The organism is Flavobacterium procerum (assembly GCF_042431625.1).
GTDB lineage: Bacteria > Bacteroidota > Bacteroidia > Flavobacteriales > Flavobacteriaceae > Flavobacterium > Flavobacterium procerum.
This window is the reverse complement of record NZ_JBHLYW010000009.1, coordinates 164,859-188,040: the sequence shown is the minus strand read 5'-3', so window position 1 is coordinate 188,040 and position 23,182 is coordinate 164,859. Positions and strand designations below refer to the sequence as shown.

Sequence of the window (23,182 nt, the reverse complement as noted above, 5' to 3'; positions counted from 1 at the left end):
TTATTAATGATTATTGCTATTGCTTTTCCTGTCCGCGCCGCCTTATGGCGTTCTGCTTAATGGCAAGCTCTACATTGCCGCCAAGTTCCATGGCAAGCTGCATTACTTCCATTTTTTCGGTTTCTTCAGTTGTGTAGCACATATACTCTTCGAGGCTTACTTCGGTTGCATAAACAGCTGAGTGCATCCCTCCAAGTCCGATCCATACCTCCTTGTAAAGACGTGAGGGGTCATTGTTCATATTGATGGAGAGTACCTGCGCTTTTTCCTTATCGGTAAGTCCCAGCATGGCCTGGATGTCATCAAACTTGTTCATGTATTTTCGCTGATCCAGGAGGATCTTGCAGTCCGAATTGTTGATGATGCTTTCCTTGACAATAGGGGACCTGATGATGTCATCAACTTCCTGGGTTACCACAATAGCCTCGCCGAAGAACTTACGGACAGTCTTGAAAAGATACTTGAGATAATCTGCCATACCTTCCTTGGCAATAGCCTTCCAGGCCTCTTCAATAAGGATCATTTTTCGTATGCCTTTAAGCCTTCTCATCTTATTGATGAATACTTCCATGATGATGATTGTCACAATTGGAAACAGGATTTTATGGTCCTTGATAGCATCAATTTCGAAGACTATAAAACGTTTGGAAAGCAGGTCAAGCTGCCTGTCGGAATTCAGCAGGTAATCGTACTCGCCTCCTTTGTAATAGGGCTCCAGAACGTTCAGAAAATTAGCAATATCAAAGTCTTTTTCCCTGACCTGTTTTTCGATCAGCACCTTTCGGTAATCACCCTGTACATAGTCATAAAAGCCGTTAAAAGATGGACAGGATTCATTGTGCTTGATCTTTTCGATATAACCGCTCACGGCATTGGATAATGCTACTTCCTCCGATCGGGTGGGAGGCTCGTCATCACGTTTCCAGAGGGTAAGTATAAGGGTCTTTACGCTTTCTCTTTTTTCAATGTCAAATACTCCGTCATCGGTATAGAAAGGGTTAAAGGCTATGGGATTATCCTCTGTATAAGTAAAGTATACGCCGTCTTCTCCTTTGGTTTTTCCTTTGATAAGTTCGCACAGACCCTGATAGGAGTTACCAGTATCCACCAGCAGCACGTGCGCACCCTGCTCATAATACTGCCTTACCATATGGTTGGTAAAAAATGACTTTCCGCTTCCCGAGGGACCGAGTATAAACTTGTTGCGGTTGGTAATAATACCGCGTTTCATCGGCAGATCCGAAATGTCCAGATGGATCGGTTTCCCGGTCAGCCTGTCCGCCATTTTGATTCCGAACGGAGAGGGTGAATTACGGTAGTTGGTTTCCTCTGTGAAGAAACACAAAGCAGGTTCAATGAATGTGTAAAAACTTTCCTCACTTGGAAAATCTCCCGCATTTCCAGGCATGCCAGACCAATACAGTGCGGCGGTATCTGTAGTATTGTGCCTTGGCTTGCATTCCATAAGAGCAAGCGAACTGCCGCAGTCGTTTTTGAGCTGTTTGAGTTCGGACGGGTCCTCAGACCATGCCATGATATTGAAGTGAGCGCGGATTGACGAGAGCCCGAAGGAATGGGCTTCGTTCAGATAGCGCTCTATCCACTCTTTGTTGATCTGGTTGGCCCGGCTGTAACGTGCCAGGGAGTGCATGTTTTTAGCGGATTTTTCAAACTTCTGCAGGTTCTGCTCGCTGTTGTCCAAAAACAGATACTGGTTATAGATGTGGTTGCAGTTCAGCAGCAGCCCTGCAGGCGCGGCAAAGGACAGCCTGCAGTCACTTCTGTCTGTGGACAGTTTTTCGTATCGCGTATCGGCTGACACAGATGAAGGCAGGTCGTCGGTATCGGAAAGCGTGTGCAGGCAGAGCCTTTTGCTTCCTATTCGCACCTCTTCGCTTCCCAGTGCAATATCCTCAAGCGGTGTTCCGGCTTCCCGTGACAGGGTCAGGTACTGTTCCAAAAGCCCCTGTGTATCTTCGGATCCAATAATATCAGCTTCATTCATGCGGCTTATTTTGACAAACCCGCAATCGTTTATAATGCGTTCAAACTGAGCTGCGGCTTCCATAAAACGATGGACTGTTTCTTTATCCCTTATTTCTTTTGGTATCAGTGAAGCTCTGCAGAGCGATGAGAAATTGCTCTGCATCCGCATGCGCTCTTTACTGGTCTTGGTCAGAAACAGGTAGCAGTAATGGTTCAGGAACGGACGCTCATTGAAATGGCGCTGATAGGACCTGGAGAGAAAACTCTGTTCCTCCTTATCCATTTCAGGATCGTAATTTTCCCTTATGTACCAGTCCTGCTTGTGGACGACCGTAAAATCGGGCAGGGTCTTAACGGCCTTATGCCAGGCGGAATGAATCGCTTCATAATCGGAGGAAGCCACAGTGAAGAGTTCCGGAAGCCGCACTTCAAAGCAGGCGGTTATATCCGCATCCTTGGAAAGAATGCAGTTATTCTCAACCGCCAGCAGGGGAAACCTGCTTTCCAGTGTTGCAGTTTTTGCTTTATTTCTCATACTGAGGCTGTTTTAGCATTGAACTTCAGGAGTCTTCTTACGGTTCTGCGCGAGATAATATAGCGGGGATGTCTTTTTTTTGCACCGATTTTCATCAGTCCGTGCTCTCCATACTTTCTGTTCATTGAGAAGGTCTGCCATACTATCAATGAGGCACCGCCCACGGCAAGAAAAAGACAGATGTAAGAACTGGTCCCGGCCATGTAGAGTATCATAACCAGAATAAGGTTTCCAAGGAGTCCTCCGGCAAAAATGAACAGGTACTGCGACTTGAGTCCCCTGAACTCAACGGTTCTTCCGATGCCTTTGTTGATGTTGTAATTGATCATAAAACATTGGATTAAAGGAAGAAAGAACGCAGGATAGTGGCTGCTACAATAAGGAAGATACAGGCGCCAAACCAGCTGGCGGCGGTCTTGCTCGTGTCTGGGTCCCCGCTGCTGAATTTGTTGTACACTTTAACTCCGCCTATCAGGCCGACCACTGCGCCTATGGCATAGATGAGCTGGGTGGCGGGATCAAAATAAGAGGTAACCATCTGGGTGGCTTCGGTGATTCCGGCTGTGCCGTTTCCCTGGGCAGATAACTTTAAAAATGACAGCGCTATGAATGCTGCCGGCAGGATTTTTTTTCTTTGCTTTTCCATGATTTAAACACTTTAGCTGTTACTGTTTTCCCGCAGTACGCGGGGTTCAGCAGCAAAAGTGTTATGAAAAGAGGCATGTTGTAATAAGTTGGAATCCAGGAGGATTACTTGGCATTGAGCGGCACTGCAACAAGAAGTCCAGACATAAAAAACGCCGTAACTTTTTGGTTACGGCGTTCGTGTTTTGAAGTGAAGATGCTAAAATTTTCTTCTCTTTTTTGCTTTTAATTCTGCATTAGGCAATTCCTGAACTATTGGTTTATTATTTTCCTTAAGCTTCTTCTGCTCCAGGTTGAGCTTAATGCTGTTTGGAATATTTGTTTGCTCCCAAGGCAGGGTAAGGGCTTTAAAATGAAGTTTAAAATCCTTTTCTTTTATACAGTGGGCGGGTCCAAACCCATATTTTGTGTTCCATCCAACCCTGTCCAGTTCTTGAAGATGCGGGAACTTTACCACTATAATTTCTTTAGGCAGCGCGCTGATCGTAAGATGGTCTATTTCCTGGAATTCATGTGTTTTCGGATTGTATGGAATAATATAGGCTTGTGAAGAGCGGTCGTAATACTCCCTGATCTGCTCAAGTCTGATACCCTTGGATTTGAAGTCATCTTTTGGACGCAGTAAGTTCATTTCCATGTCAACAGAAAAAGGATGTCCAGCAATTTCTAATGTAGGCAGTGTTTTTTTGTTCCATCTCAAATCGAGCATGCTTCCCGGTTTGATGGTAAGCTCAAAATCCGTTTTACCCCTGACATGTTCTATTGCTGTATTGTATTTTTTAGCCATTGATATAGGATCAAGCTGTGTAAGGTTAGGGATACTGATGTCTTTTATGTGTCCATTATTTGTTAAATCGTTAAATGATTCCAAACCGGCCAAGTTCTTAGTGTTCGTATCATATTGAAAATTGTAACCTGATCCTACATAAAGCATGTCATTAATATTGATGCGATTTTGAGAATTCGCTTTTTCTATCAATTCTTCTTTCAGCACGTCAATGATAAATTCGGTTCCTTCTATGTTTATTTTGGGCAGTATCTTTTCCATGATGCATTGTTTATTACATAATAAAGGGGATTGTTATCCTTAGACAAAATCCCCAATATTAAAATCATTTAAATCATCCTTCCGCAAATCGAAAGGGACGTATTGTTTTTCAGAAGAAAGGCTCCCGTCCAGCAGCTCTGCTATTTTACGGGAGGCACTTTCAATGGAATTTTCAAGCAGACTGAATAATTCGGTTCCTTGTATTTTCTGAACTAAAGCTATCGCTGTTTCCTGCTGAGACGGCTCCAATTTGTCTTTTTGAAGCATCATCCCCACGGAGCTTAATTCTTCGAAGGTAACCCCTTGGGCAAAACCGTCATCAGTGCCGTATATTCCATAACTGTTCCATTCTTCTTCTTCCTGCTCTAAATCAGGTGCATTTATCACAGCATCCTTGAACCGGTTCTGAGGAATTTGAATATCTGCGTTTCCATTTTCGTAGTATTCAATGTCTAAATTATCGTGATTTATCCCTGTTTTCAAGATTTGTCGCTTCTTGGCATTCTTTGGACCTGAACGGCTTCTTACAGGCTTTGGCTGCCCCATGATATCCGGCAGGTTTTGGTTAACTTTTTTCTGTTTAAGCTCCTGCTGTCTTGAACTTTTATTAATAACAATCTTCTCATGTATAAGAAGTAGAATAACTATTGCCAGGCATACCACAATTACTGTTTCCATAATCACAGGATTGGTTTTTGTTTTTCAATATGCAGTGTTTTTATATCCTCTCCAAATTCCTGAAAATGCTGCTTAAGCACATTGTACAGGTAATCGGAAATTGTGATTTTTCCATCACCGAGAATAAAAACAATACGCAATATGTTATTGTGGAACTCCTCACTGATATAAACCGACTTGCCATTTCTAGCCAAAAATTCTGTAGGCTGTAAAAAAATGTCTTTGTATTGCCTGATTTGAACAGGCTGCTTGGTTTTCTTAAATAAATTTTTCATAATCATACATTTTAAAAAATGGGTTTAAATTTCTCATTAAAATCTTCAGTAATTGCCTTTTCAAATACTTCAAAATGATGTTCTAGAATATTGTCGAGATAGGCGTACAGCGGTATCTGATCTCTGCCTATCACCTGCACAATGCGTGATAAACGCTCGTGATATTCCTGACGGATGTAAATGCCCTTATCTCCGCGCTTGGTCATTGAATGGGTTTTCAAAAAATGGTCGCCATAATTTCCCTCAAGACTTTTTTTTGTTCGGTTCTTTTCCTTTTGCAAAGGTTTAGCAGGCAGTAGTTTCTCCTGCTGCATATCTTGCTTTTCCTGCACCTGGATTGGTTTGGGCGGAAACTTTATCCCTTCTTTTTTTACGCCGTCGACCATGAGATCCATCATCATCTCTTCATTAATGTCCGGTGTGGGTTTTCTTATACTTTCTTTTTTCATACCACTATAATTGGATAATTTTTAAAAATTCATTTATAAACAGATCCAGCCGGCAGGCTTTCATCAACCGTTCATCTGCAGGCATTACAGTGGAACGGAAAACGGTTTTGCTGTCCGCTTCACTTTCTTTTCGAAAACGTGTGCCGTTCTTAATTTGGCTTTGCATCAGACTTAACCCTAATTTTTTAATCAGCTGGTTGTACACCTGATATAAGGGTGTGCTTTCCCTGCCGTCTACCTGGTTCCAGAACAGGTTAATAGTTTTTATGGAAGTTTCACCTTTTTTCATAATCACATCCTGCAGAAGCTGTGTGAAAATCAATGTGCTTTCCATTACCACACGATCCGCCGTGATCGGGGTAAAAATATGGTGCATTCCCGCCAGCGCCTTCAGAATACCTGGTGTGTTTACGGTTCCCGGAAGGTCAAAAAATACCATATCAACAGCAATAGGGGAATCATTTACAAACGTGTGGGCTGCTTCCAATACGTTGTCTGCTTTACACGGCGTAATGGGATAAGCTTTTTTGTTGATGGCAGTAAACTGTTTATACGCCTGCTTTTTCAAAGCTTCGTTCTCCATTACCATTGCCAAATCCCTTGCCTTCATTTTTACAAGGCTGTGCTGTGGAAAATCCGCATCAAATACGGCTATGTTGTAGCCCAGTCGGTAGTGCATCACGCTTGCCACAAGTGTTGTAAATGTACTTTTGCCGACACCTCCTTTTTGAGATGAAAAGGCGATAAACAGAGGTTTCTTTGTGCTCATATTTTTTTAATTTAAAGTTTACATTCGAGCTTGATGTCTTTCAGGCATATCTGACTGCCTGCTTTTTTTAAGTAAAGCATTTCTGCATTCAGTCTTGTTTATAATAAATCAGAATTATCGTCGTTCTTCCGATCATGCTGCCAGCAAATCATGCCGCTAATAGGACAATACATTCTTACAGCATGCCATGCAGCCATCCAGCTTTCCGTCATTGCAGCGCTCATGCATTCTTGCATTCTTGCATTCCTGAAGTCTGGAAAGCAGGAAAGCAGGATGAAATGAATTCTAAGATGGACTCCAAACATTTCTCTTGAATTGCCATCTGACAGTCTTCCTGCCGGCATTCAGAGACAAAGAACTAATCTATTTGACTGCAATTTATGGATGTGGCACTGCTTGGTGCTCAAATGAAGTGTTTGGCACTTGACTATATGACAGCCCTTTTATAAACAAGACTTTACTTTGTAAGATGAATTTTTATGAACGGACTTTTGCAAAGAGGGTTGATAACTGTAACGGCATAATGCCGTTTTCCCTGTTGGCTTTAATCTGTCCCGTAGGGCGGATTTTTGTGTTCACCAGAACACGGCAAGTTGTGTTTTGAGGCACTCGAAATTCGAATAGCGCCTCAAAACAACTTGCCCTGCCGGGGGCTGGAAAAAACTTCCGAAGTCAGTTTTTTTTGCAGAATTTAAATAGATTTGAGATGAAAGAAAGAAATAAAATTACAAGAGGCAGAGGGGGTAGAAATCCCAAAATTGATCCGAGCATATACAGGCATATTTTTCGTCTGAATGAAAAGGAAAATGCTGAGCTGTTATCGCTGTATGAAGAGTCGGGAATGCCCAATAAAGCAAAATTTATCATTTCGCTGCTGTTCAATAAAGAGATGAAATCGGTTAAAATTGACAAAGGAACAGTTGATTTTTATATGCGGCTGACTTCGTTTCATAGTCAGTTCCGGTCGGTAGGGGTGAACTATAATCAAATCGTAAAATTGTTGTACCGTCATTTTTCCGAGAAAAAGGCAGCCGCTTTTCTCTATAAATTAGAAAGACAGACCGCTGAAATGGCGGCGCTATGTCAGAAAATCATTCAGATAACCAACGAATTTGAATCAAAATACCTTAAAAAAAAGCCATAGAAATGATAGCAAAAATCGAAAGAAGCGCAAATTTATACCGCGTACTGGCATACAATCAGCTGAAAGTAGAGAATGAAAAAGGTCAGATTCTGTTTTGCAATAAGATGATTGAAACGGCAAACGGTCACTTCTCCGCCGCGCTATTAGCCCAATCTTTTGCTCCTTATCTCATTGCCAACCGAAATACACAGAAACATACCCTGCATATCTCACTCAATCCCGATCCGAAAGATAAGGTAAGCGACAGCAGATACAGGCAAATGGCAGAAGCATATATGCAGGAGATGGGTTACGGACTGCAGCCTTATGTGGTGTTCAAGCATACTGATATTGACCGCAGCCATATTCATATAGTTTCTGTCTGCATTGATGAAGAAGGCAAAAAAATTTCGGATAAGTTTGAAAAAATACGCTCCATGAATGTGTGCCGTAAATTGGAAAGCAAATATGGATTAATACCTGCAACAGATAAAGAACACAAGCAAAACCACAAGGTTTTCTGCCCGGTAGATTATAGGGCAGGTGATGTCAAGAGTCAGATAGCTTCAATAGTGCGTTATCTGCCGAACTATTATCAGTACCAAACTTTGGGAGAATATAATGCCCTGCTTTCTCTTTTTAATGTTGCCACCGAAAAAGTGCAGGGCGAGCTGAAGGGAAAAATGCAACAGGGTTTATTATATATTCCTTTAAATGCAAAAGGCGAAAGAGCAGGACATCCAATCAAGGCTTCTTTATTCGGAAAAAATGCTGGACTGGCGGCTTTGGAATTACATTATGCGAAATGCAGAGAATCTTTAAAAGACCACCCGGCAAAGCCGGCTGTTAAATCTGCTATTAACATTGCCCTAAAATCAGCAGGTGACGAGCAGGCTTTTAAAAAACGGTTAAGCGAACAAGGCATTAACGTTGTGATACGCAGAAATGGCACAGGACGTCTTTATGGAATCACCTTTATAGACCAAAATTCTAAAACAGTGTGGAACGGCTCACGATTAGGTAAAGAGCTTTCTGCCAATAATTTTAATGATTATTGGAACAATAATTTCTCCGCTGAAATTAAAGGAACCGTTAAGGTGCAATCTAAAATATCCACATCAAATAATGCTGATTTTCCTGTGGAAGAACCACATCATTTGTTTGACTTCTTAGCTGCGGACAGATGTGAAGATGGTTTGATTGAAGTTTTGGGCGGATTATTGCCCGAAGGGCAGGGAGAAGATTATGAAGAACAGAATTTTGCCAATAAAATGAAAAAAAAGAATAAACGCAGGAAAAAGAATTAAACTGAAGCAGTTTTGTTTCAGATCTGCGTTTAATCTTTTTGTATTAATAAAGAAAGTCAGCCTATTTAAATCTATTTTAATAAAGGTATCAAATCATCGCAGTTCAGAGAATAACTGTCATTTTGGAGATACAATCTTTGAAAAGCCGATAGATCGTGTGGAGCTTTGTCAAGCATTTGATACATATTTCTGAAAAAATCTTCCCTGTCAAATCCTGGATTAAAAATCATTGTCATTTTCACAATTCCATCAGAATTATTGTTATAACCGTGAACTGAAAATTTTGGTATATGTATTACAGTTCCTGCTTCCGCTGTTACTTCGCCTTTGGCTGTCAGAACAGTCAAAATTCCTTGATGAATTATAAATGTTTCGTCTATATGTTTATGATAATGCAATTTCGGGCCTCTTGCATTTGCTTCCATTTCTATTTCATATAACCCAAATTGATTGTTTGTTAAAGTGGTTGGAACAATTACTTTAAGTTTATTTCCCTGGCTTTGAAATTGCTCATTTTTATGTGATGGAACGATGACAGAGTCATCATTCCATTCTTTTGAAAGTAAATCTTTCACAGTTCTAATTTTGCGGAATTTCTTCAACCAGAATTTCGTTTCCACACTTGTCGAAATATGTGCAGGTCATTTTGTCCATACAGATTTCCCATTTTTCAATTCCTGTGTCTGCGCACATTTTTATGAAAGTCAGATAGTCTGTTCTGCCTTGCTGATGAGCAAGTAATTCTGCTTTAAATTCTTCTGTTTTTGGCGTGTCAGCAATTTTTAATGCTTCATACTTTGCCGCAACGGTTTCTGTATAATCGCTTCCGCTGTGATAGTCAATATGACCATCGCTTACATAAGCTTCATAGTGAGTAACTCCGAATAACTTAATTTCCTTGATGTATGAAGGAAAGTCTGCACCTGATTTTACTTTGCTGTGGGCTGTTTTGATTTGTTCTGCTGTAAACATTTTTTCTTGCTTTTTAATTATTAAACTATTTACTGAATTACATGTGACCATAATGCTTAAACTGGAGAATACGACTGCCGGTTTTAGAATTGATTTTATCATTGTCCTTACATTACGATTGCAATGCAAAGATGTGATGATCAAATAACCTGTAATTGTAAAAAATCGTTTTTTTATAAGAAGCGTTTGAAATTTTCGGGAGTGTCGCCTGTAAATTGTTTGAAATCTTTTGTAAAGTGAGCTTGGTCGAAAAAATTATTCTGGTAGCAGATTTCAGTTAATGTTTTAGTTTGGCTCAGATTGTCAAGAACAGTATTAAAACGAACAATGGAAGCAAATTTTTTAGCTGTTGTTCCAACCACTTTTCTAAACCGTTTTTCAAATGGACTTTGGCTGATACATAACTTTTCGTTCAACTCTTTTATGCGTATAGTTCCATTACTTTGATAAATAAGTTTCACGGCTTCAACAATTAATTTATCTGTTTGAACGTCTTTGAGCTGAGAGGCTAAAAACTGCTCAACTATTTTTATTCGAAGTTTGTCCGTATCGGCCGCTGCTAATTTCTCTTCTACTTCAGTTATGCTGTTTTTATCAAAAACATCATCAAGTGAAAGGCTTAAGTTAAAGAGTTCGTTGGCAGGATGTGAAGCAAAATGAGTAAAGCCGATTTCAGTGAAGTAAACTAATACAGTCCCTGTATTTGACGAATTTTTGAAGATTTTGCAGCTGTCAGTAAGTCCTGTTATTCCTGCTGCTGCCAGCTTGCTTTCACTGTTGTTTTTTATAGCGGCAAGCACTCCTTTATATTGAAATCCAATAACAAGTCCTGATGAAGGAAAAACTTTATACTCATTTTCAAATTCATTCTCCGACACTACAAAATATTTGATGTAGGGAGTTAGCTGTTCAGTCGGGAAATATTTGTCAAATTTCATCTTACATATTAAAAAGTAAATATACAAAAAAGTGTTCTTGGTTCAATATGATGTCTTAGCAGGAAACAAAACGCTAAATATTGCCACTCACAGTGATTTACTGCCACATTCTTAAAGCCAAGCGGCATACCCTTTAAATTCAAGCCCGAACATTAAAAAAATAAAATAATGCAGGGAGAGGATGATTTAAGAGGACTTGCTAAAATTATGGCTTTTATGCGGGCAGTTAGTATCCTTCTGGTACTGATGCACCTTTATTGGTATTGCTGCGGTTACTTTATAGAGCACGGCTGGACTATAGAGATAATCAACAAAATATTAGACAATTTTCAGCGTACGGCGGGATTGTTTTCGCATACTTTAAATACCAAACTATATGCCTTAATTTTATTGGCTTTAAGCTGTTTGGGTTCAAAGGGAGTTAAGAACCAAAAGATAACATGGTCTAAAATTTATACTGCTTTGACAATTGGTTTTGTTCTGTTTTTTCTGAACACCCCTTTATTAAAGCTGTCAATAACTACTGCGGCACTTTTTTATATGCTTACAACCGGTTTAGGTTATATTGCTTTAATGGTAGCCGGTGTATGGATGAGCCGCTTGCTTCGCAGCAATCTCATGGAGGATGTTTTCAACAACGAGAACGAAAGTTTCATGCAGGAAACTGCATTGATGGAAAACGAATATTCTGTCAATCTTCCCACAAAGTTTTATTACAAGGGAAAATGGAACAATGGCTGGATAAATATTGTAAATCCCTTTCGAGCCTCAATTGTGTTAGGAACTCCGGGTTCGGGAAAGTCGTATGCAATCGTAAACAATTACATCAAGCAGCAGATTGAGAAAGGTTTTAGTATGTACATTTACGATTTTAAATTTGATGACCTTTCTACCATTGCCTACAATCATTTATTGAAGCATCGGGATAAATACGAAGTGCAGCCTAAATTCTACGTTATCAACTTTGACGATCCGCGCAGGAGCCACAGATGTAATCCTCTTAATCCTGATTTTATGACAGATATATCCGATGCCTATGAGGCTGCGTATACCATAATGCTGAACCTGAACAGGTCATGGATACAAAAGCAGGGAGACTTTTTTGTGGAAAGTCCCATCATTCTTCTGGCTGCCATTATTTGGTATCTAAAAATCTATGACGGCGGTAAGTATTGTACTTTCCCTCACGCTATTGAACTCTTGAATAAAAAATATTCAGACGTATTTACTATTTTAACCTCCTATCCCGATTTGGAAAACTATCTGTCGCCATTTATGGATGCATGGCAGGGCGGGGCACAAGACCAATTACAAGGACAAATAGCTTCTGCAAAAATTCCTCTGTCAAGAATGATTTCACCGCAGCTTTATTGGGTTATGACAGGCAATGATTTTTCATTGGACATCAATAATCCTAAAGCGCCTAAGATTTTATGCGTAGGTAATAATCCTGACCGCCAAAATATTTACTCAGCCGCACTGGGATTGTACAATTCCCGCATAATAAAGCTGATTAATAAGAAGGGACAGTTGAAAAGTTCGGTCATCATTGATGAGCTTCCCACCATCTATTTTCGAGGATTGGATAACCTTATTGCAACTGCAAGAAGCAACAAGGTGGCAGTATGTTTAGGGTTTCAGGATTATTCTCAGCTGGCAAGGGATTACGGCGATAAAGAGAGTAAGGTAATCCAGAATACTGTAGGTAATATTTTTAGCGGTCAGGTGGTAGGAGAAACTGCCAAAAGCCTTTCCGAGCGGTTCGGAAAAGTGTTGCAGAAAAGACAGAGTATGAGCATCAACCGCAACGACACATCAACTTCGATATCTACACAATTGGACAGCCTTATACCTGCTTCCAAAATATCCACCTTAACACAAGGTTTTTTTGTTGGTGCTGTATCGGACAATTTTGAAGAACGCATCGAACAGAAAATATTTCACGCTGAAATTGTCGTGGATAATAAAAAGGTTGCTTCGGAAACCAAAGCATATAAAAAAATACCAGAAATCTTATCTTTTATTAATAAAAACGGGAAAGATAATATGAAGAAGGCAATTGACGGCAATTACAGACAGATAAAAACAGATATTGTAATGGTTATCGAAAGCGAATTGGAGCGCATAAAGAATGATCCCAATTTAAAGCATCTGCTGCAAAAGGACAGTGGCAAGAAGAGTGAGTGAATGACAGTATAAGTTAAGTTTGCAAATATATCACAGCTCTTTTTTGACTAATTCTAAAAGCGTAATAACAGCATTAAAAAGTATTTAAAATTAGGCATGTCTAATTTTAAATACTACAATAACCCTCTAGAGGTATGGATAGCGTTTGTATGAACAATATCCTGGGAAATCTGTGGTGTCTCATGCTGATTTTCTGTCTGTTCTGCGGGTTCTTGTTTGGTTTCCGGAGTGATGGACAACTGTATTTTTCGTTCAATGGCAGCAAGCTCCGTTTTGAGTTCACTTAACCGGTTTTCTTTAGACCAGTGGCCGTTTATCACTTGCTGAAGAACAGGCAGGTCTTTTTGTATTTCAGTAATCTTCTTTTTTTCCTGTTCGATATAACTTGGCAATTTTTCCAGTGCATTAAGAAAGTTCGCGGCAGCCAGCTTTTCATCTTTAGCTATTATACCATTGTTATAGGTATATTTAATATTGCCTTCACCTTGCACTAAAAATCGGTTTATACGCATATCAACACCTTCTTTTTCGGATATTTCTGTTTTGACCAATAGCGTAAATCCGTACAAGCTGCCAATTTCTTCATACTGACCTGCGGTACGGGCTTTCTCTGCAATCTCGTTGAGCTTTAAACCGATTTGTCTGCTATCTGCATTGGAATTCAGCCCCTCCAATCGCAGAGGATTTTCCATAGTGCCATCCGAACATTTTTGTATGCGCCGCTGCAAGTTTTCCCAGTCAAGATTCATTCGGTTAAAACGGGATTGAGCATTTTCAAGTAATTCTGTATAATCCTGCAGCTTGTATTTAGCAGTGAACTTAGAACGGCTGAAGGCCTGTTTCTCGCTTTCTAGCCCTCCTATCTGTTTTTCCAGTTTAGCTTTATCCAGAAGGTCTGTATTTCCCGAAAGAATGGCCACGTATTCCGAAAAGTTCATTCCTGATTTTTCATCCATACTCCCTTCGTCAATCGTCCGTTTGCCGAGTTTATTGTTTTTTAGCTGGTCTATAAATAGCTGTTTATTGTATAACAGGTTAAATTTATAGCTGTCCAGAGATTTCTCTACTGCATAGATGATAACATCTACTTTGTTATCGGCAAAGAACTTAGCAATATCATTGCCTTTTCGCACTGCACGACCGTCCCTTTGGGCAAGGTCGCTTGGCCGCCAAGGCGTATCCAGATGATGAACGGCAACAGCTCTTTTCTGCGCGTTGACTCCCGTTCCCAGCATGCTTGTTGAACCAAAAAGCACCCGGATTTTTCCCTCGTTCATCCCCTTGATAATATCCTTACGCTGTTTATCGGTTTTGGCTTCCTGTATAAACCGCACTTCGTTTGGACGCATGCCGTGGTCTTCCACCAGTTTGCGTTTGATTTCGGAATATACATTCCATTCGCCAGGCTTGTAGGTACCCAGATCGGAGAATACAAACTGGGTTCCTTTCTGTGCGTTGTATAAGTTATAATACTTGGCAATGTTTGCCGCGCAATGTGAAGCCTTGCTGTCAGGGTGGTCTTCATACCTGCCGCTTACCATACGCATATCCAGCGACATCTTGCGGGCATAGTCTGTAGCGATGAGCATTTTTGCTTTTTCTTCTCTTTGATTTAGCGGAGCTCTGCCCAACAGTTCGGCATTTCCTGTTTTGGCAAACTCCATCAGTTTTTTGATAAAATCTTCCTGATCTGGAGTTGGCGGTATATTATACAAGACCTCATTCTTATCAGGACGGTCAATGCCTATATCTTTTGCTGTCCTGTAATCCGTGATTTCCGAGTAAAATTGAGCCAGTTCCGGCACTTTGATAAAGTATCGGAAACGTTCTTTTGCTACGATATTGTTGGCCACAGAAAGCTCATAATCGGTCGTTTTCCTTGCATAGATAGCCGCCCACGCATCAAAAGAGTGGATGCCTTGTTTTTCCATCGCCCGAGGCCTCAGGTATTTGAACAGCAGGTACAGCTCAGTTAATGAATTGCTGATAGTTGTGCCTGAAAGAAAGGTTGCCCCCATATCAGCATTGATGCGTTCCTGAATAGTACGGATAGCAAACAAAAGGTTTACTGCCTTTTGGCTTCCGTCCACGTTACCCAATCCGGCAACCCTTGTGTGTCTTGTATTAAACATCAGGTTTTTGAATTGGTGGCTTTCATCAATGAATAAATGGTCGATGCCCATCATCTTAAAGTCCACCACATCATCTTTGCGGGTTTCAATATCGTGCTGCAGGGTTTTTAGTTTTACTTCAAGATTTTCTTTCCGTTTAATTACTCCGGCAAGCATGCCTCTGGTAACTTCCTTGCCCTGTGCTTGGAGCGTGTCGAGATTACGCTCCACGCTGTCCAATTCTATTTGTAGAATTTCCTTTTGTATTTCGGGCGACTGCGGTATCATACCGAATTGGTCATGAGTCAGGATAACACAATCCCAATCATTGTTTTTAATATTCCCGAAAATCCGCATCCGTTTTTGCGGTGTAAAGTCTTCTTTTCCCGGAAACAGAATTTTGGCATGCGGATAGCCAGTACGGTAAGCTTCTGCAATTTCGTGAACATTGCTTTTAAGTCCGATAATCATAGGCTTGTTGGATAATCCCAACCGCTTCATTTCTTGGGCAGCTGTGCACATTACGAGTGTTTTTCCTGCACCTACTTCGTGGTCGCAGATAGCACCGTTATTGAGCTTTATCATCCAAACTGTGTCCTTTTGACTTGAATAAAGGTCTTCAATCCCTAATGCTTTACGGTCCAATCCTGGAAAATCCTGATGGCTTCCGTCATAACCTGGTCGGACAAAACAGTTAAAAGTGTCATTGTACTGGCCCGTCAGCCTGTCTTTAAACTCATCGTTTTGGGAGTGCAGCCAATCGGTAAAAGCGGTACGGATTTCATCGATCTTGGTATTGGCCATTTGTATGGAATCCATGTCCCGTACTTTGACCTCGTGATTGCCAACCATTATTTTTTTTGTAATGTCGGGAGTGGTATTGACAAGGGCATGTTTGAGAAGGGCAATACCATCAAATGTCCGGCTTTCAGCTTTGACAGCATATTTTTCCCGTATATGTAAATTCCCCTGATGACACTTTACCGAAAAGTCATCGGAGCTTTCCGAGTAATTTACATTTACATCTGCATCGAAAAGATGTGAAGCAAAACGTGCATAAAGGTCTGTGGGTATCCAACGCTCCCCCAAATTAAAATCGAGTTCCTCAAATTCTATTTGTCGCGGTCGCGCTTTATCCAAAGCGTCAAGGCTTGTCTGGGCTTGGGTATCTTCGGGATTAATTTGGAGATAAGCTTTGAGCTCTCGGGCTTTTTCCACTACGTTGCCTGCAATCCAGCGCTCAGATATTTCGTATTGCTTTTGTAGGGGATTGTAGTAAACACGACCTTGTAATGCATCTTTCAAAACATCATCAGCTATGCCGCTAATTTCAGACATATAGCCTAAATCGACAATTCCATATTTGTTTAGCGATGCTGACAGCGCTTCCTCAGGATTGTCTGCAGCTATTGTTAATGTGGAGAAACTTACAGGACGACTGAATATATCGGCTTTGTGTACAACGCCTCCAACTACACGTTCCAGATAGGGGATTTCCCTGCCAGAGCTATCAGTCTTGATAAGCTTTATATTATCTGCATTATTTAGGCTGCCGTATTTGTGGACAAAAGCATCATAAAGAAGATTTAGGTTTTCCCTTTCTTCTTTTTGTTCAATCTGAAGCGCTGCCTCTTTGCTGTATAGCTTTTGGTAAACATCACGTAAAGCGATATAAGCTTCAGCTCTTGATTTCTGCAAAGCCGGCAGCTGCAAAGGGTAAAAAAGAGGCATGCCTCCCGATGCATCTAAATCTCTCAGATAACCCACCCAGCCATTATCTTCAACAAGACAGTCGCTGCGATGGAACGATTGCAGTTCGCCGCTATAAGGGGCAGGTTCTGGAATAACCAGGGTAGAGGAAAGGCTGTTTCCAGTAGTGCTCGAAAAAAGTCCGCCGATAGCTTTCTGTTTATCATCGGTTGTTGTGTGTGCATTATTAGCCACAGGAGTATAGTGTGGCGGCATCGCACTGAAAAGGTCGGTTTGCCAGCCTATAGCACTGCTGCTTTTTTTAACGTTTTGCCTTTTTGTTTTGGGAGCTGCTTTGGGTGTGTCAGTTAAATTTACAGGTTTATCCACATTTTCAAAAAGGTCAAAAATGCTTAACTGTTTTGAATACTGCTGCCTTTCGATAGTGGTTACAGGGGCTGTAGATAGAGAATTTTGTATACTGCTGATTGGTTTGAAAACAGCAGGCACAGCAGTTGTTTCAGTCGGAATTTGTATCATAGGTTTTTCGCTGCGCTGTCCTTTATATAAATCTGCATCCAGATACTTTCCAAAATCATCGGAAAGCATTTCTTTCAAGTCTTTGGCAATCCCCTCAAGGCCGTCTTTGTGCATGTAAATTAATGCAGGCTGCCCATAGGGGTCAGTACCTAATTTATGTTCGGTATGAATAATCCTTGTATTGTTCTGAAAGAGTGCATTGCCCGGTGTATTGTATTCTGTCTGAGTGCTTTGGCAAAACAGACTTTCTCTTGGGGTCAGACCCTGCTTTGCGGTGTCCTTCTGCAGGATAATCAGATCACTTCCTACTGCTGTTCCAGCGTAATCAGTAAACAGGTTATTAGGCAGGCGAACAACCGAAATAAGATTGTTGTCCTGCACGAGCTTCCTGCGTATAGGCTCATTTTTCGGGCTGTTGAGAACACCCTGCGATGTAATATAAGCCAGAAGACCGCCTTCGCGGAGCATGTCCGAACCTTTCAGAAAAAAGTAATTGTGAAGGCTTCGGGCTGCCTGTACTTTTGAATTGTCTCTGCTTCTGGAATAAGAAAGATCAAAAACGGATGTATCCCCAAAAGGAATATTACTGGCTACTACATCGTAGCTGCTTTGTTCCCTTTCGGGGATTTCTTCAAAACCGGCAATACGGATATTGTTTTTGGGATAAAGCTGCTTTAAAATCTTGCCGGTGAGCAGATCCTTTTCGTAAGCGGTGATATAGGCTTTTTGATTTTCTGAAAAAGACTTTACAAATGAGCCGATACCAGCGGAGGGTTCTAGGAATTTATCTATGTTCAGGCCGCTTTCAAGTAAGACGGCGGAAATCGCATTTATGACCTCAGACGGTGTATAAAAAGCAGTCAGAACTGAGCTTTTCATGCTATCCACATACCTGCGGTATTGCTTTTGGTCTTGGGAATTTTCTTTAAGCAGCTGGTATAGTTGCAGGGTCATTGGAAAAAGTTCTTGTTCGCTTTTTTTCCAATTATTGATGTCATTTTCGTCCGCTATGGGATTCAATACGAATTTAAGACCGCCAAATCCGCTGTATTGCATCATTAGCAGTCTTTCTCCTTCGGAGGCTTGTCTGTTCTCGTTCTCCAGTTTAAAAGCAATTCGCAGGGCATCGATGTTCTGCTGGAGATGCTGCTTTTTACTGAAGCCCATTTTCTTGTATCCATATAGCGATAGTTCCCGTTAGTTCGGTATAGAGCAGAGTAAACTCATAACCGTATGCGAAGTCGTCAGTCAGCTCATAGCTGAAAAACACAGGCGCACAGATTGGAAGCATTTTAAAAGCAAATGGACGTAATTCCTCGTCTGCCATTATGGTGTCAAATTCATTGCACACAACTTGAAAAATAGTGTCAAACCTTGAGAAATATAGGTTTTCAAACAGGATGTAATTTGCTATTTCAATGCATTGTGCAATACTGTTTCCTGAATTGAATGCGGCTTCATAAGCGTTGGCCGCCCTTGAGGAACGCTGTTCAATAAACTTTTGGTCGTTAGCTTTTTCAGGGAAACTGGCATTTAATAATTCTTGCAGTCGTAATTTGAAATACGATATCTCTTTTTGCTGTAAATCCATACTATATTTTGTTTAGAATTCTACTTAAATGCTAAAATTACAGCGGTACATAAAACCCTTTGCATAAGTGTCTGGCTATGGCTTTGAGAGGTAGAATTTGGCATAAAGCCTAAGTGTCGAAAGAATTAATTTGTAATTTTGTGCCAATACAAAATAAGCTCTAATCAATAGGAATCTAATGTTTAGGCTAACCGAAAATTGGAATAATGAATAATGGAACAAATACGACAATATTTTGAAAAGGCAGTTAAACTAACAGACAAAGACTGGGAATTTTTCTCTTCAAAGCTCATAAAGCAGGAATTTCCTAAAAATCATCATCTTTTGACAGTAGGGCAAACAGAAAAATACCTTTCATTTATTGAAACAGGGATTATGCGTTTCTATATTCCAAAAGAAGAAAATGACCTGACCTTTGCTTTTGTTTTTAGGCATAACTTTGTAAGTGGGTATAATTCGTTTCTAACCCAAACACCATCTATTTACAACATAGAAACACTGACAAAAACAACACTTTGGAGATTAACATATAGTGATCTGCAGAATATTTATGCAGAAACTGAAATTGGTAATGCCATTGGACGACAAGCAAGTGAAAATTTATTTCTCGATAAATCCAAAAGAGAGCTTTCTCTTCTGAACGAAACTGCCGAACAGCGTTATCTGAATTTATTTAGCGAACAGCCGCAATTAATGAAAGAAATTCCGCTAAAATATATTGCTTCATATATAGGTATTACCCCTCAAGCACTGAGCAGAATACGGAAACGTATTTACTCATAAATTTTTCGTTGGTATTTGTGAATGTTTTGCATTTCTTAACTTGGGTTCATTGTTTCATTTTGTAAATAAGTCGATTTTTGCAATAAAATAATATATATGAAACCTTTAATAGTGTTGCTTTTGGTATTTGTGTTTGCCCTTTTTGGCACCAAAATTTTTCGTGGTATTTATGATTTTTCCTTCTCAGGAAGAGTAGCAATGTCTGGAATGCTAGTTTTTACGGCAGTCGGACACTTTGTTTTTACAAAAGGTATGACGATGATGCTACCGGAATTTATTCCATTTAAAAAAGAAGCCGTTTATTTGACAGGCATTATTGAAATTGTTTTTGCTATCGGACTTTTTCTTCCGAATTTAAGGTTAATTTCAGCGTTGCTTTTAATCGCATTTTTCATACTTGTATTTCCTGCAAATATTTTTGCAGCTGTAAAGCATATTGACTACCAGAAAGGAACTTTTGATGGAAACGATTTAACATACCTATGGTTTAGATTACCATTACAGATTCTATTTATTGTTTGGACATATCTTTCAGGTATTAAATTTGGATAAGTAGACTGATTATAAAACCTGAAACTGCTTTCTTAACTTAAATATTTATTGATTATTTAAAATTTGCAGCATCCTTCCAGCCTCAATATCCATTCGTGAAAAGGCAAACCATTTTTTGCCCAGGTCTTTGAGCGAGGCTCCAATATGATAAAGTTCCACATCGTCGATTATCAAAAAACGGTCGTGAGCATCAGAGAATATTTCAATTTCAATGTGTGGATACTGGCTGTTGTATCGCTGTAAATCCAGCCGTAGCTGACTGCTGATATTTTTGGTGTAGATAGTTGCAGTAACATCATTGCTTCGTTTACCCAATAAAGTTAGTACAGTGTCATCTACATAATTATCCAGAAGTATAATGGAGCTTTTGGCAGTTCGGATAATATCGGAAACAAAGACATAGGCATCAAAAACCTGCCCGTTATAGAAAATCCCTTTTTCGCTGTACAGCTTATCGGTTTCCATAGCCTTGAAGATTTCTTCAAATTTTTGGTCAGCTTTTAATTGTTTCAGTTCAATATTATCCAATCGATGAAAAAGCGACGCATTGCTTATAAGCACTCTGCGCATTTCTACAAAGGCTTCCATAATTTCCACACTGATTTTAATTGCAATATCGGAGCGAAGTACAGCAGATGCCATAGCAATACCCTGTTCGGTAAAAACATAAGGGAGATAACGTCTTCCCCCGTAACTCAATTTTGAGGTTCCAATTTGGAACCTCAAGATTTCCGCTTCCTCTTCATTGAGTTGAAAACAAAATGATAAAGGAAATCTTTCCGTATTTCTTTTTACGGCTTTGTTGAGATTCTTTGTTTCCACCTGATACAAGGAAGCCAGGCTGCTGTCCAGCATCACCTGCTTTCCGCGTATGGAATAAATCTGATTTCTGATTTCAATATTGCTATGGGTAGGTTTATTTTCCATTACTTTTCAAGATTTTTTGGGCAAATTCAAAGGAAGTTTCAGCATTATCGTTAAGTACGATGTATGCATCGAAAATCTTTCCTGACCTGCTTTTCATTCCTTTGATGAGCGAAGTCTTGCCCTTGCGCAAAAGGCTTTCAATATCACCTAATGCAATTTGTACCCCGCAGACATTGCGGAACTGTACCCAGCTGCAAGCTTCGTGAGGACACTTCACTATTTTATCTCGTATGATGAGCTGCCGGCTTTTACATTTGGGACAGATGAGTTCGGGCAGGTTGTTTTTGGCAATGGGAGTCTGCAGCAATTCACTCGTAATAGATGCTGCGTAGTTTTCTATTTCCCTTTGAAATGTTCGGGCATCTGACTGGTTGTGTTCGATTTTCTGCAATGAAAGTTCCCACTGGGCGGTCATCGCTGCATCTGCAATTTTTTGATCTTTGACCAGTTCATATACCAATAATCCCTTTTGGGTTGGTACCAGAGATTTTTTTTCCCTTATTACATAATTGCGGGTAAACAATGTTTCGATAATTGCTGCCCTTGTAGCCGAAGTGCCGATTCCTATATTTTGTAAAACTTTGCGCTGATCTTCATCTGCGATATCATTACCCGCGCTTTCCATAGCCGATAAGAGGCCTGCTTCAGTGTAAAGAACAGGCGGTTTGGTTTTCTTTTCCAAAACCAAAGCTTGTTTTATTTTAAGATCATCACCTTTTTTAAGTTCGGGCACATCCAATAATGGTTCTGCATCATCAGAGAAACTGCCTTTAATAGAGCGCCACCCGGCTTCTTTAATCTTACAGCCCTTTATGGTAAAATCATAATGCAGGACCTGCAATTCGATATCGGTCAGCTCTTTGATACAGTCCGCTGAAATGGCTTCGAGCAGTCGAAAGGCGATTAAATTATAAACTGCATTTTCCTTTGGATCCAGAGCCGATGGAATTCTATCGGTAATCAATAAGCCATGATGGTCAGTAACACGCAGATCGTTCACAATATGTTTATTAAAACGACCCCATTTCAATTGAGATAAGGTCTGTTTAATGTTTTCCCTCTTTTGCAGAGCTCTTATAAGGCTGGGAATTTCTGCCCACATATCTTCAGTAATGTATTTGCTTCCTGTGCGGGGGTATGTGATAAACTTCTTTTCATATAGGCTCTGAGAAATGTTTAGTGTCTGCTCAGCAGAAAGGTTCAATTTTTTATTGGCTTCTTTCTGCAGGCCGGTAAGGTCGAACAATAAAGGCGGCTTTTCTGTAACGCTATTGGCTGTTACCGATGTAATGGCTGCCGTTGGGATGCGCTGAATGGCTTTCAGTGCATTAGCTGCAAGTTTTTTGTCTTCCCATTTGATCTTTGAGATGCTTTTGAAATCTATCATCTCTCTGTTATGTGAGAGCTGTATCTGCCAGTAGGTTTTTTCCTTAAAATTCCCGTTTTCCAAATAGCGTCTGCATATTAAGGCCAGAGTAGGAGTCTGCACTCTGCCAAGCGAATAAATCCCATTGTCTGCCGCTATGGAGAGCGCTTGGGTTGCATTGATTCCTACCAGCCAGTCGGCACGGCTTCTAGCTTGCGCTGCTTGGTAAAGCCGGTCAAATTCTTTCGGGTCTTTTAAATTATCAAAGCCTTTTTTAATGGATTCTTCAGTAAGGGAGCTTATCCAAAGGCGCTTAAATGGTTTACTGCATTTCAGATATTGGTAAATGTATCTGAAAATGAGTTCACCCTCACGTCCTGCATCAGTGGCCGCAATAATGCTGTCACTTTTGTTAAAGAGCTGTTCGATGATTTTCAGCTGTTTTACTGCCACGGAATCAGCAGTCTCTGCCTTATCTTTTTTTGTCTTTCTCACAGTTAGTAAAAAAGGATTTGGCAGTATCGGCAGAGATGCTTTATCAAATCCCGATATTCCGTAATCTTCGGGCATTGCCAATTCTATGAGATGGCCTAGTGCCCATGTAACAAAATAGCCGTTACCGGTAAGGTAGCCGTCCTTTTTTTCAACGGCCCCAAGTAGAACGGCTATTTCCCTTGCTACACTAGGCTTTTCTGCAATAATAGTTATCAT

20 protein-coding genes are annotated in these 23,182 nt (G+C 40.3%); 5 read left to right on the top strand and 15 right to left on the bottom strand.

The features are described from left to right. Positions 1–16: 16 nt before the first annotated feature. The 8 genes from ACFFLS_RS12140 to ACFFLS_RS12105 all read right to left on the bottom strand — a co-directional run bounded on the left by ACFFLS_RS12140 (position 17) and on the right by ACFFLS_RS12105 (position 6,385). On the bottom strand, positions 17–2,521 hold the full coding sequence (locus ACFFLS_RS12140) for a TraG family conjugative transposon ATPase (protein WP_379689403.1): 2,505 nt from the start codon (positions 2,519–2,521) through the stop codon (positions 17–19). Next, positions 2,518–2,850, bottom strand: coding sequence for a DUF4133 domain-containing protein (locus ACFFLS_RS12135; protein WP_379686590.1), 333 nt, complete (start codon positions 2,848–2,850; stop codon positions 2,518–2,520). Before ACFFLS_RS12135 ends, ACFFLS_RS12140 begins: the two co-directional genes overlap by 4 nt. Before the next feature lie 11 nt (positions 2,851–2,861). Then, positions 2,862–3,167, bottom strand: a complete 306-nt coding sequence (locus tag ACFFLS_RS12130) for a DUF4134 domain-containing protein (protein WP_379686591.1) — start codon at positions 3,165–3,167, stop codon at positions 2,862–2,864. A 198-nt stretch (positions 3,168–3,365) separates the two neighbouring features. Next, a complete protein-coding gene (locus tag ACFFLS_RS12125; RefSeq protein ID WP_379686593.1) occupies positions 3,366–4,214 on the bottom strand; it encodes a hypothetical protein in 849 nt (282 codons plus the stop codon). 39 nt (positions 4,215–4,253) lie between these two features. Then, complete coding sequence (locus ACFFLS_RS12120; RefSeq protein ID WP_379686595.1) at positions 4,254–4,892, bottom strand: conjugal transfer protein TraD; 639 nt, start codon at positions 4,890–4,892, stop codon at positions 4,254–4,256. A 2-nt stretch (positions 4,893–4,894) separates the two neighbouring features. Continuing rightward, complete coding sequence (locus tag ACFFLS_RS12115; protein WP_379686596.1) at positions 4,895–5,167, bottom strand: DUF3408 domain-containing protein; 273 nt, start codon at positions 5,165–5,167, stop codon at positions 4,895–4,897. 11 nt (positions 5,168–5,178) lie between these two features. Further along, positions 5,179–5,616: a DUF3408 domain-containing protein gene (locus tag ACFFLS_RS12110; RefSeq protein ID WP_379686597.1), complete on the bottom strand. Its 438-nt coding sequence runs from the start codon at positions 5,614–5,616 to the stop codon at positions 5,179–5,181. 4 nt (positions 5,617–5,620) lie between these two features. After that, positions 5,621–6,385, bottom strand: a complete 765-nt coding sequence (locus ACFFLS_RS12105; RefSeq protein WP_379686598.1) for a ParA family protein — start codon at positions 6,383–6,385, stop codon at positions 5,621–5,623. 706 nt (positions 6,386–7,091) lie between these two features. On the opposite strand from ACFFLS_RS12105, the gene mobA reads away from it, so the two are divergent. Then, the gene (gene mobA / locus ACFFLS_RS12100) at positions 7,092–7,529 is read left to right on the top strand and encodes a conjugal transfer protein MobA (protein ID WP_379686600.1); all 438 of its coding nucleotides are present in this window, start codon (positions 7,092–7,094) and stop codon (positions 7,527–7,529) included. A 2-nt stretch (positions 7,530–7,531) separates the two neighbouring features. Continuing rightward, on the top strand, positions 7,532–8,815 hold the full coding sequence (mobB, locus tag ACFFLS_RS12095) for a conjugal transfer protein MobB (protein WP_379689400.1): 1,284 nt from the start codon (positions 7,532–7,534) through the stop codon (positions 8,813–8,815). Between the two features lie 71 nt (positions 8,816–8,886). On the opposite strand, the gene ACFFLS_RS12090 is transcribed toward mobB, so the two are convergent. From ACFFLS_RS12090 to ACFFLS_RS12080, 3 genes are all read right to left on the bottom strand, one after another. Beyond that, on the bottom strand, positions 8,887–9,390 hold the full coding sequence (locus ACFFLS_RS12090) for a cupin domain-containing protein (RefSeq protein WP_379686602.1): 504 nt from the start codon (positions 9,388–9,390) through the stop codon (positions 8,887–8,889). Between the two features lie 4 nt (positions 9,391–9,394). After that, on the bottom strand, positions 9,395–9,787 hold the full coding sequence (locus ACFFLS_RS12085; RefSeq protein WP_379686603.1) for a DUF1398 domain-containing protein: 393 nt from the start codon (positions 9,785–9,787) through the stop codon (positions 9,395–9,397). A 173-nt stretch (positions 9,788–9,960) separates the two neighbouring features. Next, positions 9,961–10,725: a helix-turn-helix domain-containing protein gene (locus ACFFLS_RS12080; protein ID WP_379686604.1), complete on the bottom strand. Its 765-nt coding sequence runs from the start codon at positions 10,723–10,725 to the stop codon at positions 9,961–9,963. A gap of 168 nt (positions 10,726–10,893) precedes the next feature. Here ACFFLS_RS12080 and mobC point away from each other — a divergent pair, with 168 nt between their 5' ends. Further along, complete coding sequence (gene mobC / locus ACFFLS_RS12075; RefSeq protein WP_379686605.1) at positions 10,894–12,912, top strand: conjugal transfer protein MobC; 2,019 nt, start codon at positions 10,894–10,896, stop codon at positions 12,910–12,912. 113 nt (positions 12,913–13,025) lie between these two features. Here mobC and ACFFLS_RS12070 read toward each other — a convergent pair whose 3' ends face one another. Both ACFFLS_RS12070 and ACFFLS_RS12065 read right to left on the bottom strand, forming a co-directional pair. Continuing rightward, positions 13,026–18,419: a helicase-like domain-containing protein gene (locus ACFFLS_RS12070; protein ID WP_379686606.1), complete on the bottom strand. Its 5,394-nt coding sequence runs from the start codon at positions 18,417–18,419 to the stop codon at positions 13,026–13,028. Continuing rightward, positions 18,406–18,843, bottom strand: coding sequence for a DUF1896 domain-containing protein (locus ACFFLS_RS12065; RefSeq protein WP_379686608.1), 438 nt, complete (start codon positions 18,841–18,843; stop codon positions 18,406–18,408). The genes ACFFLS_RS12070 and ACFFLS_RS12065 overlap by 14 nt, the downstream gene beginning before the upstream one ends. Positions 18,844–19,056: 213 nt before the next feature. Between ACFFLS_RS12065 and ACFFLS_RS12060 the strand changes: the two genes are divergently transcribed. Next, positions 19,057–19,626: a Crp/Fnr family transcriptional regulator gene (locus ACFFLS_RS12060; protein ID WP_379686609.1), complete on the top strand. Its 570-nt coding sequence runs from the start codon at positions 19,057–19,059 to the stop codon at positions 19,624–19,626. 96 nt (positions 19,627–19,722) lie between these two features. Continuing rightward, a complete protein-coding gene (locus tag ACFFLS_RS12055; RefSeq protein ID WP_379686610.1) occupies positions 19,723–20,178 on the top strand; it encodes a DoxX family protein in 456 nt (151 codons plus the stop codon). Between the two features lie 45 nt (positions 20,179–20,223). Here ACFFLS_RS12055 and ACFFLS_RS12050 read toward each other — a convergent pair whose 3' ends face one another. After that, on the bottom strand, positions 20,224–21,105 hold the full coding sequence (locus tag ACFFLS_RS12050; RefSeq protein WP_379686612.1) for an ORF6N domain-containing protein: 882 nt from the start codon (positions 21,103–21,105) through the stop codon (positions 20,224–20,226). Continuing rightward, positions 21,095–23,182 carry a type IA DNA topoisomerase gene (locus ACFFLS_RS12045; RefSeq protein ID WP_379686613.1) on the bottom strand — a complete coding sequence of 696 codons (2,088 nt, stop codon included), beginning with the start codon at positions 23,180–23,182 and terminating at the stop codon, positions 21,095–21,097. Before ACFFLS_RS12045 ends, ACFFLS_RS12050 begins: the two co-directional genes overlap by 11 nt.

What these genes read in the sequence shown, in the direction of transcription:
- ACFFLS_RS12140 (WP_379689403.1), bottom strand. Translation starts at nt 2,521, where the DNA reads ATGAGAAATAAAGCAAAAACTGCAACACTGGAAAGCAGGTTTCCCCTG.
- ACFFLS_RS12135 (WP_379686590.1), bottom strand. Translation starts at nt 2,850, where the DNA reads ATGATCAATTACAACATCAACAAAGGCATCGGAAGAACCGTTGAGTTC.
- ACFFLS_RS12130 (WP_379686591.1), bottom strand. Translation starts at nt 3,167, where the DNA reads ATGGAAAAGCAAAGAAAAAAAATCCTGCCGGCAGCATTCATAGCGCTG.
- ACFFLS_RS12125 (WP_379686593.1), bottom strand. Translation starts at nt 4,214, where the DNA reads ATGGAAAAGATACTGCCCAAAATAAACATAGAAGGAACCGAATTTATC.
- ACFFLS_RS12120 (WP_379686595.1), bottom strand. Translation starts at nt 4,892, where the DNA reads ATGGAAACAGTAATTGTGGTATGCCTGGCAATAGTTATTCTACTTCTT.
- ACFFLS_RS12115 (WP_379686596.1), bottom strand. Translation starts at nt 5,167, where the DNA reads ATGAAAAATTTATTTAAGAAAACCAAGCAGCCTGTTCAAATCAGGCAA.
- ACFFLS_RS12110 (WP_379686597.1), bottom strand. Translation starts at nt 5,616, where the DNA reads ATGAAAAAAGAAAGTATAAGAAAACCCACACCGGACATTAATGAAGAG.
- ACFFLS_RS12105 (WP_379686598.1), bottom strand. Translation starts at nt 6,385, where the DNA reads ATGAGCACAAAGAAACCTCTGTTTATCGCCTTTTCATCTCAAAAAGGA.
- mobA (WP_379686600.1), top strand. Translation starts at nt 7,092, where the DNA reads ATGAAAGAAAGAAATAAAATTACAAGAGGCAGAGGGGGTAGAAATCCC.
- mobB (WP_379689400.1), top strand. Translation starts at nt 7,532, where the DNA reads ATGATAGCAAAAATCGAAAGAAGCGCAAATTTATACCGCGTACTGGCA.
- ACFFLS_RS12085 (WP_379686603.1), bottom strand. Translation starts at nt 9,787, where the DNA reads ATGTTTACAGCAGAACAAATCAAAACAGCCCACAGCAAAGTAAAATCA.
- ACFFLS_RS12080 (WP_379686604.1), bottom strand. Translation starts at nt 10,725, where the DNA reads ATGAAATTTGACAAATATTTCCCGACTGAACAGCTAACTCCCTACATC.
- mobC (WP_379686605.1), top strand. Translation starts at nt 10,894, where the DNA reads ATGCAGGGAGAGGATGATTTAAGAGGACTTGCTAAAATTATGGCTTTT.
- ACFFLS_RS12070 (WP_379686606.1), bottom strand. Translation starts at nt 18,419, where the DNA reads ATGGGCTTCAGTAAAAAGCAGCATCTCCAGCAGAACATCGATGCCCTG.
- ACFFLS_RS12065 (WP_379686608.1), bottom strand. Translation starts at nt 18,843, where the DNA reads ATGGATTTACAGCAAAAAGAGATATCGTATTTCAAATTACGACTGCAA.
- ACFFLS_RS12060 (WP_379686609.1), top strand. Translation starts at nt 19,057, where the DNA reads ATGGAACAAATACGACAATATTTTGAAAAGGCAGTTAAACTAACAGAC.
- ACFFLS_RS12055 (WP_379686610.1), top strand. Translation starts at nt 19,723, where the DNA reads ATGAAACCTTTAATAGTGTTGCTTTTGGTATTTGTGTTTGCCCTTTTT.
- ACFFLS_RS12050 (WP_379686612.1), bottom strand. Translation starts at nt 21,105, where the DNA reads ATGGAAAATAAACCTACCCATAGCAATATTGAAATCAGAAATCAGATT.
- ACFFLS_RS12045 (WP_379686613.1), bottom strand. Translation starts at nt 23,182, where the DNA reads ATGATAACTATTATTGCAGAAAAGCCTAGTGTAGCAAGGGAAATAGCC.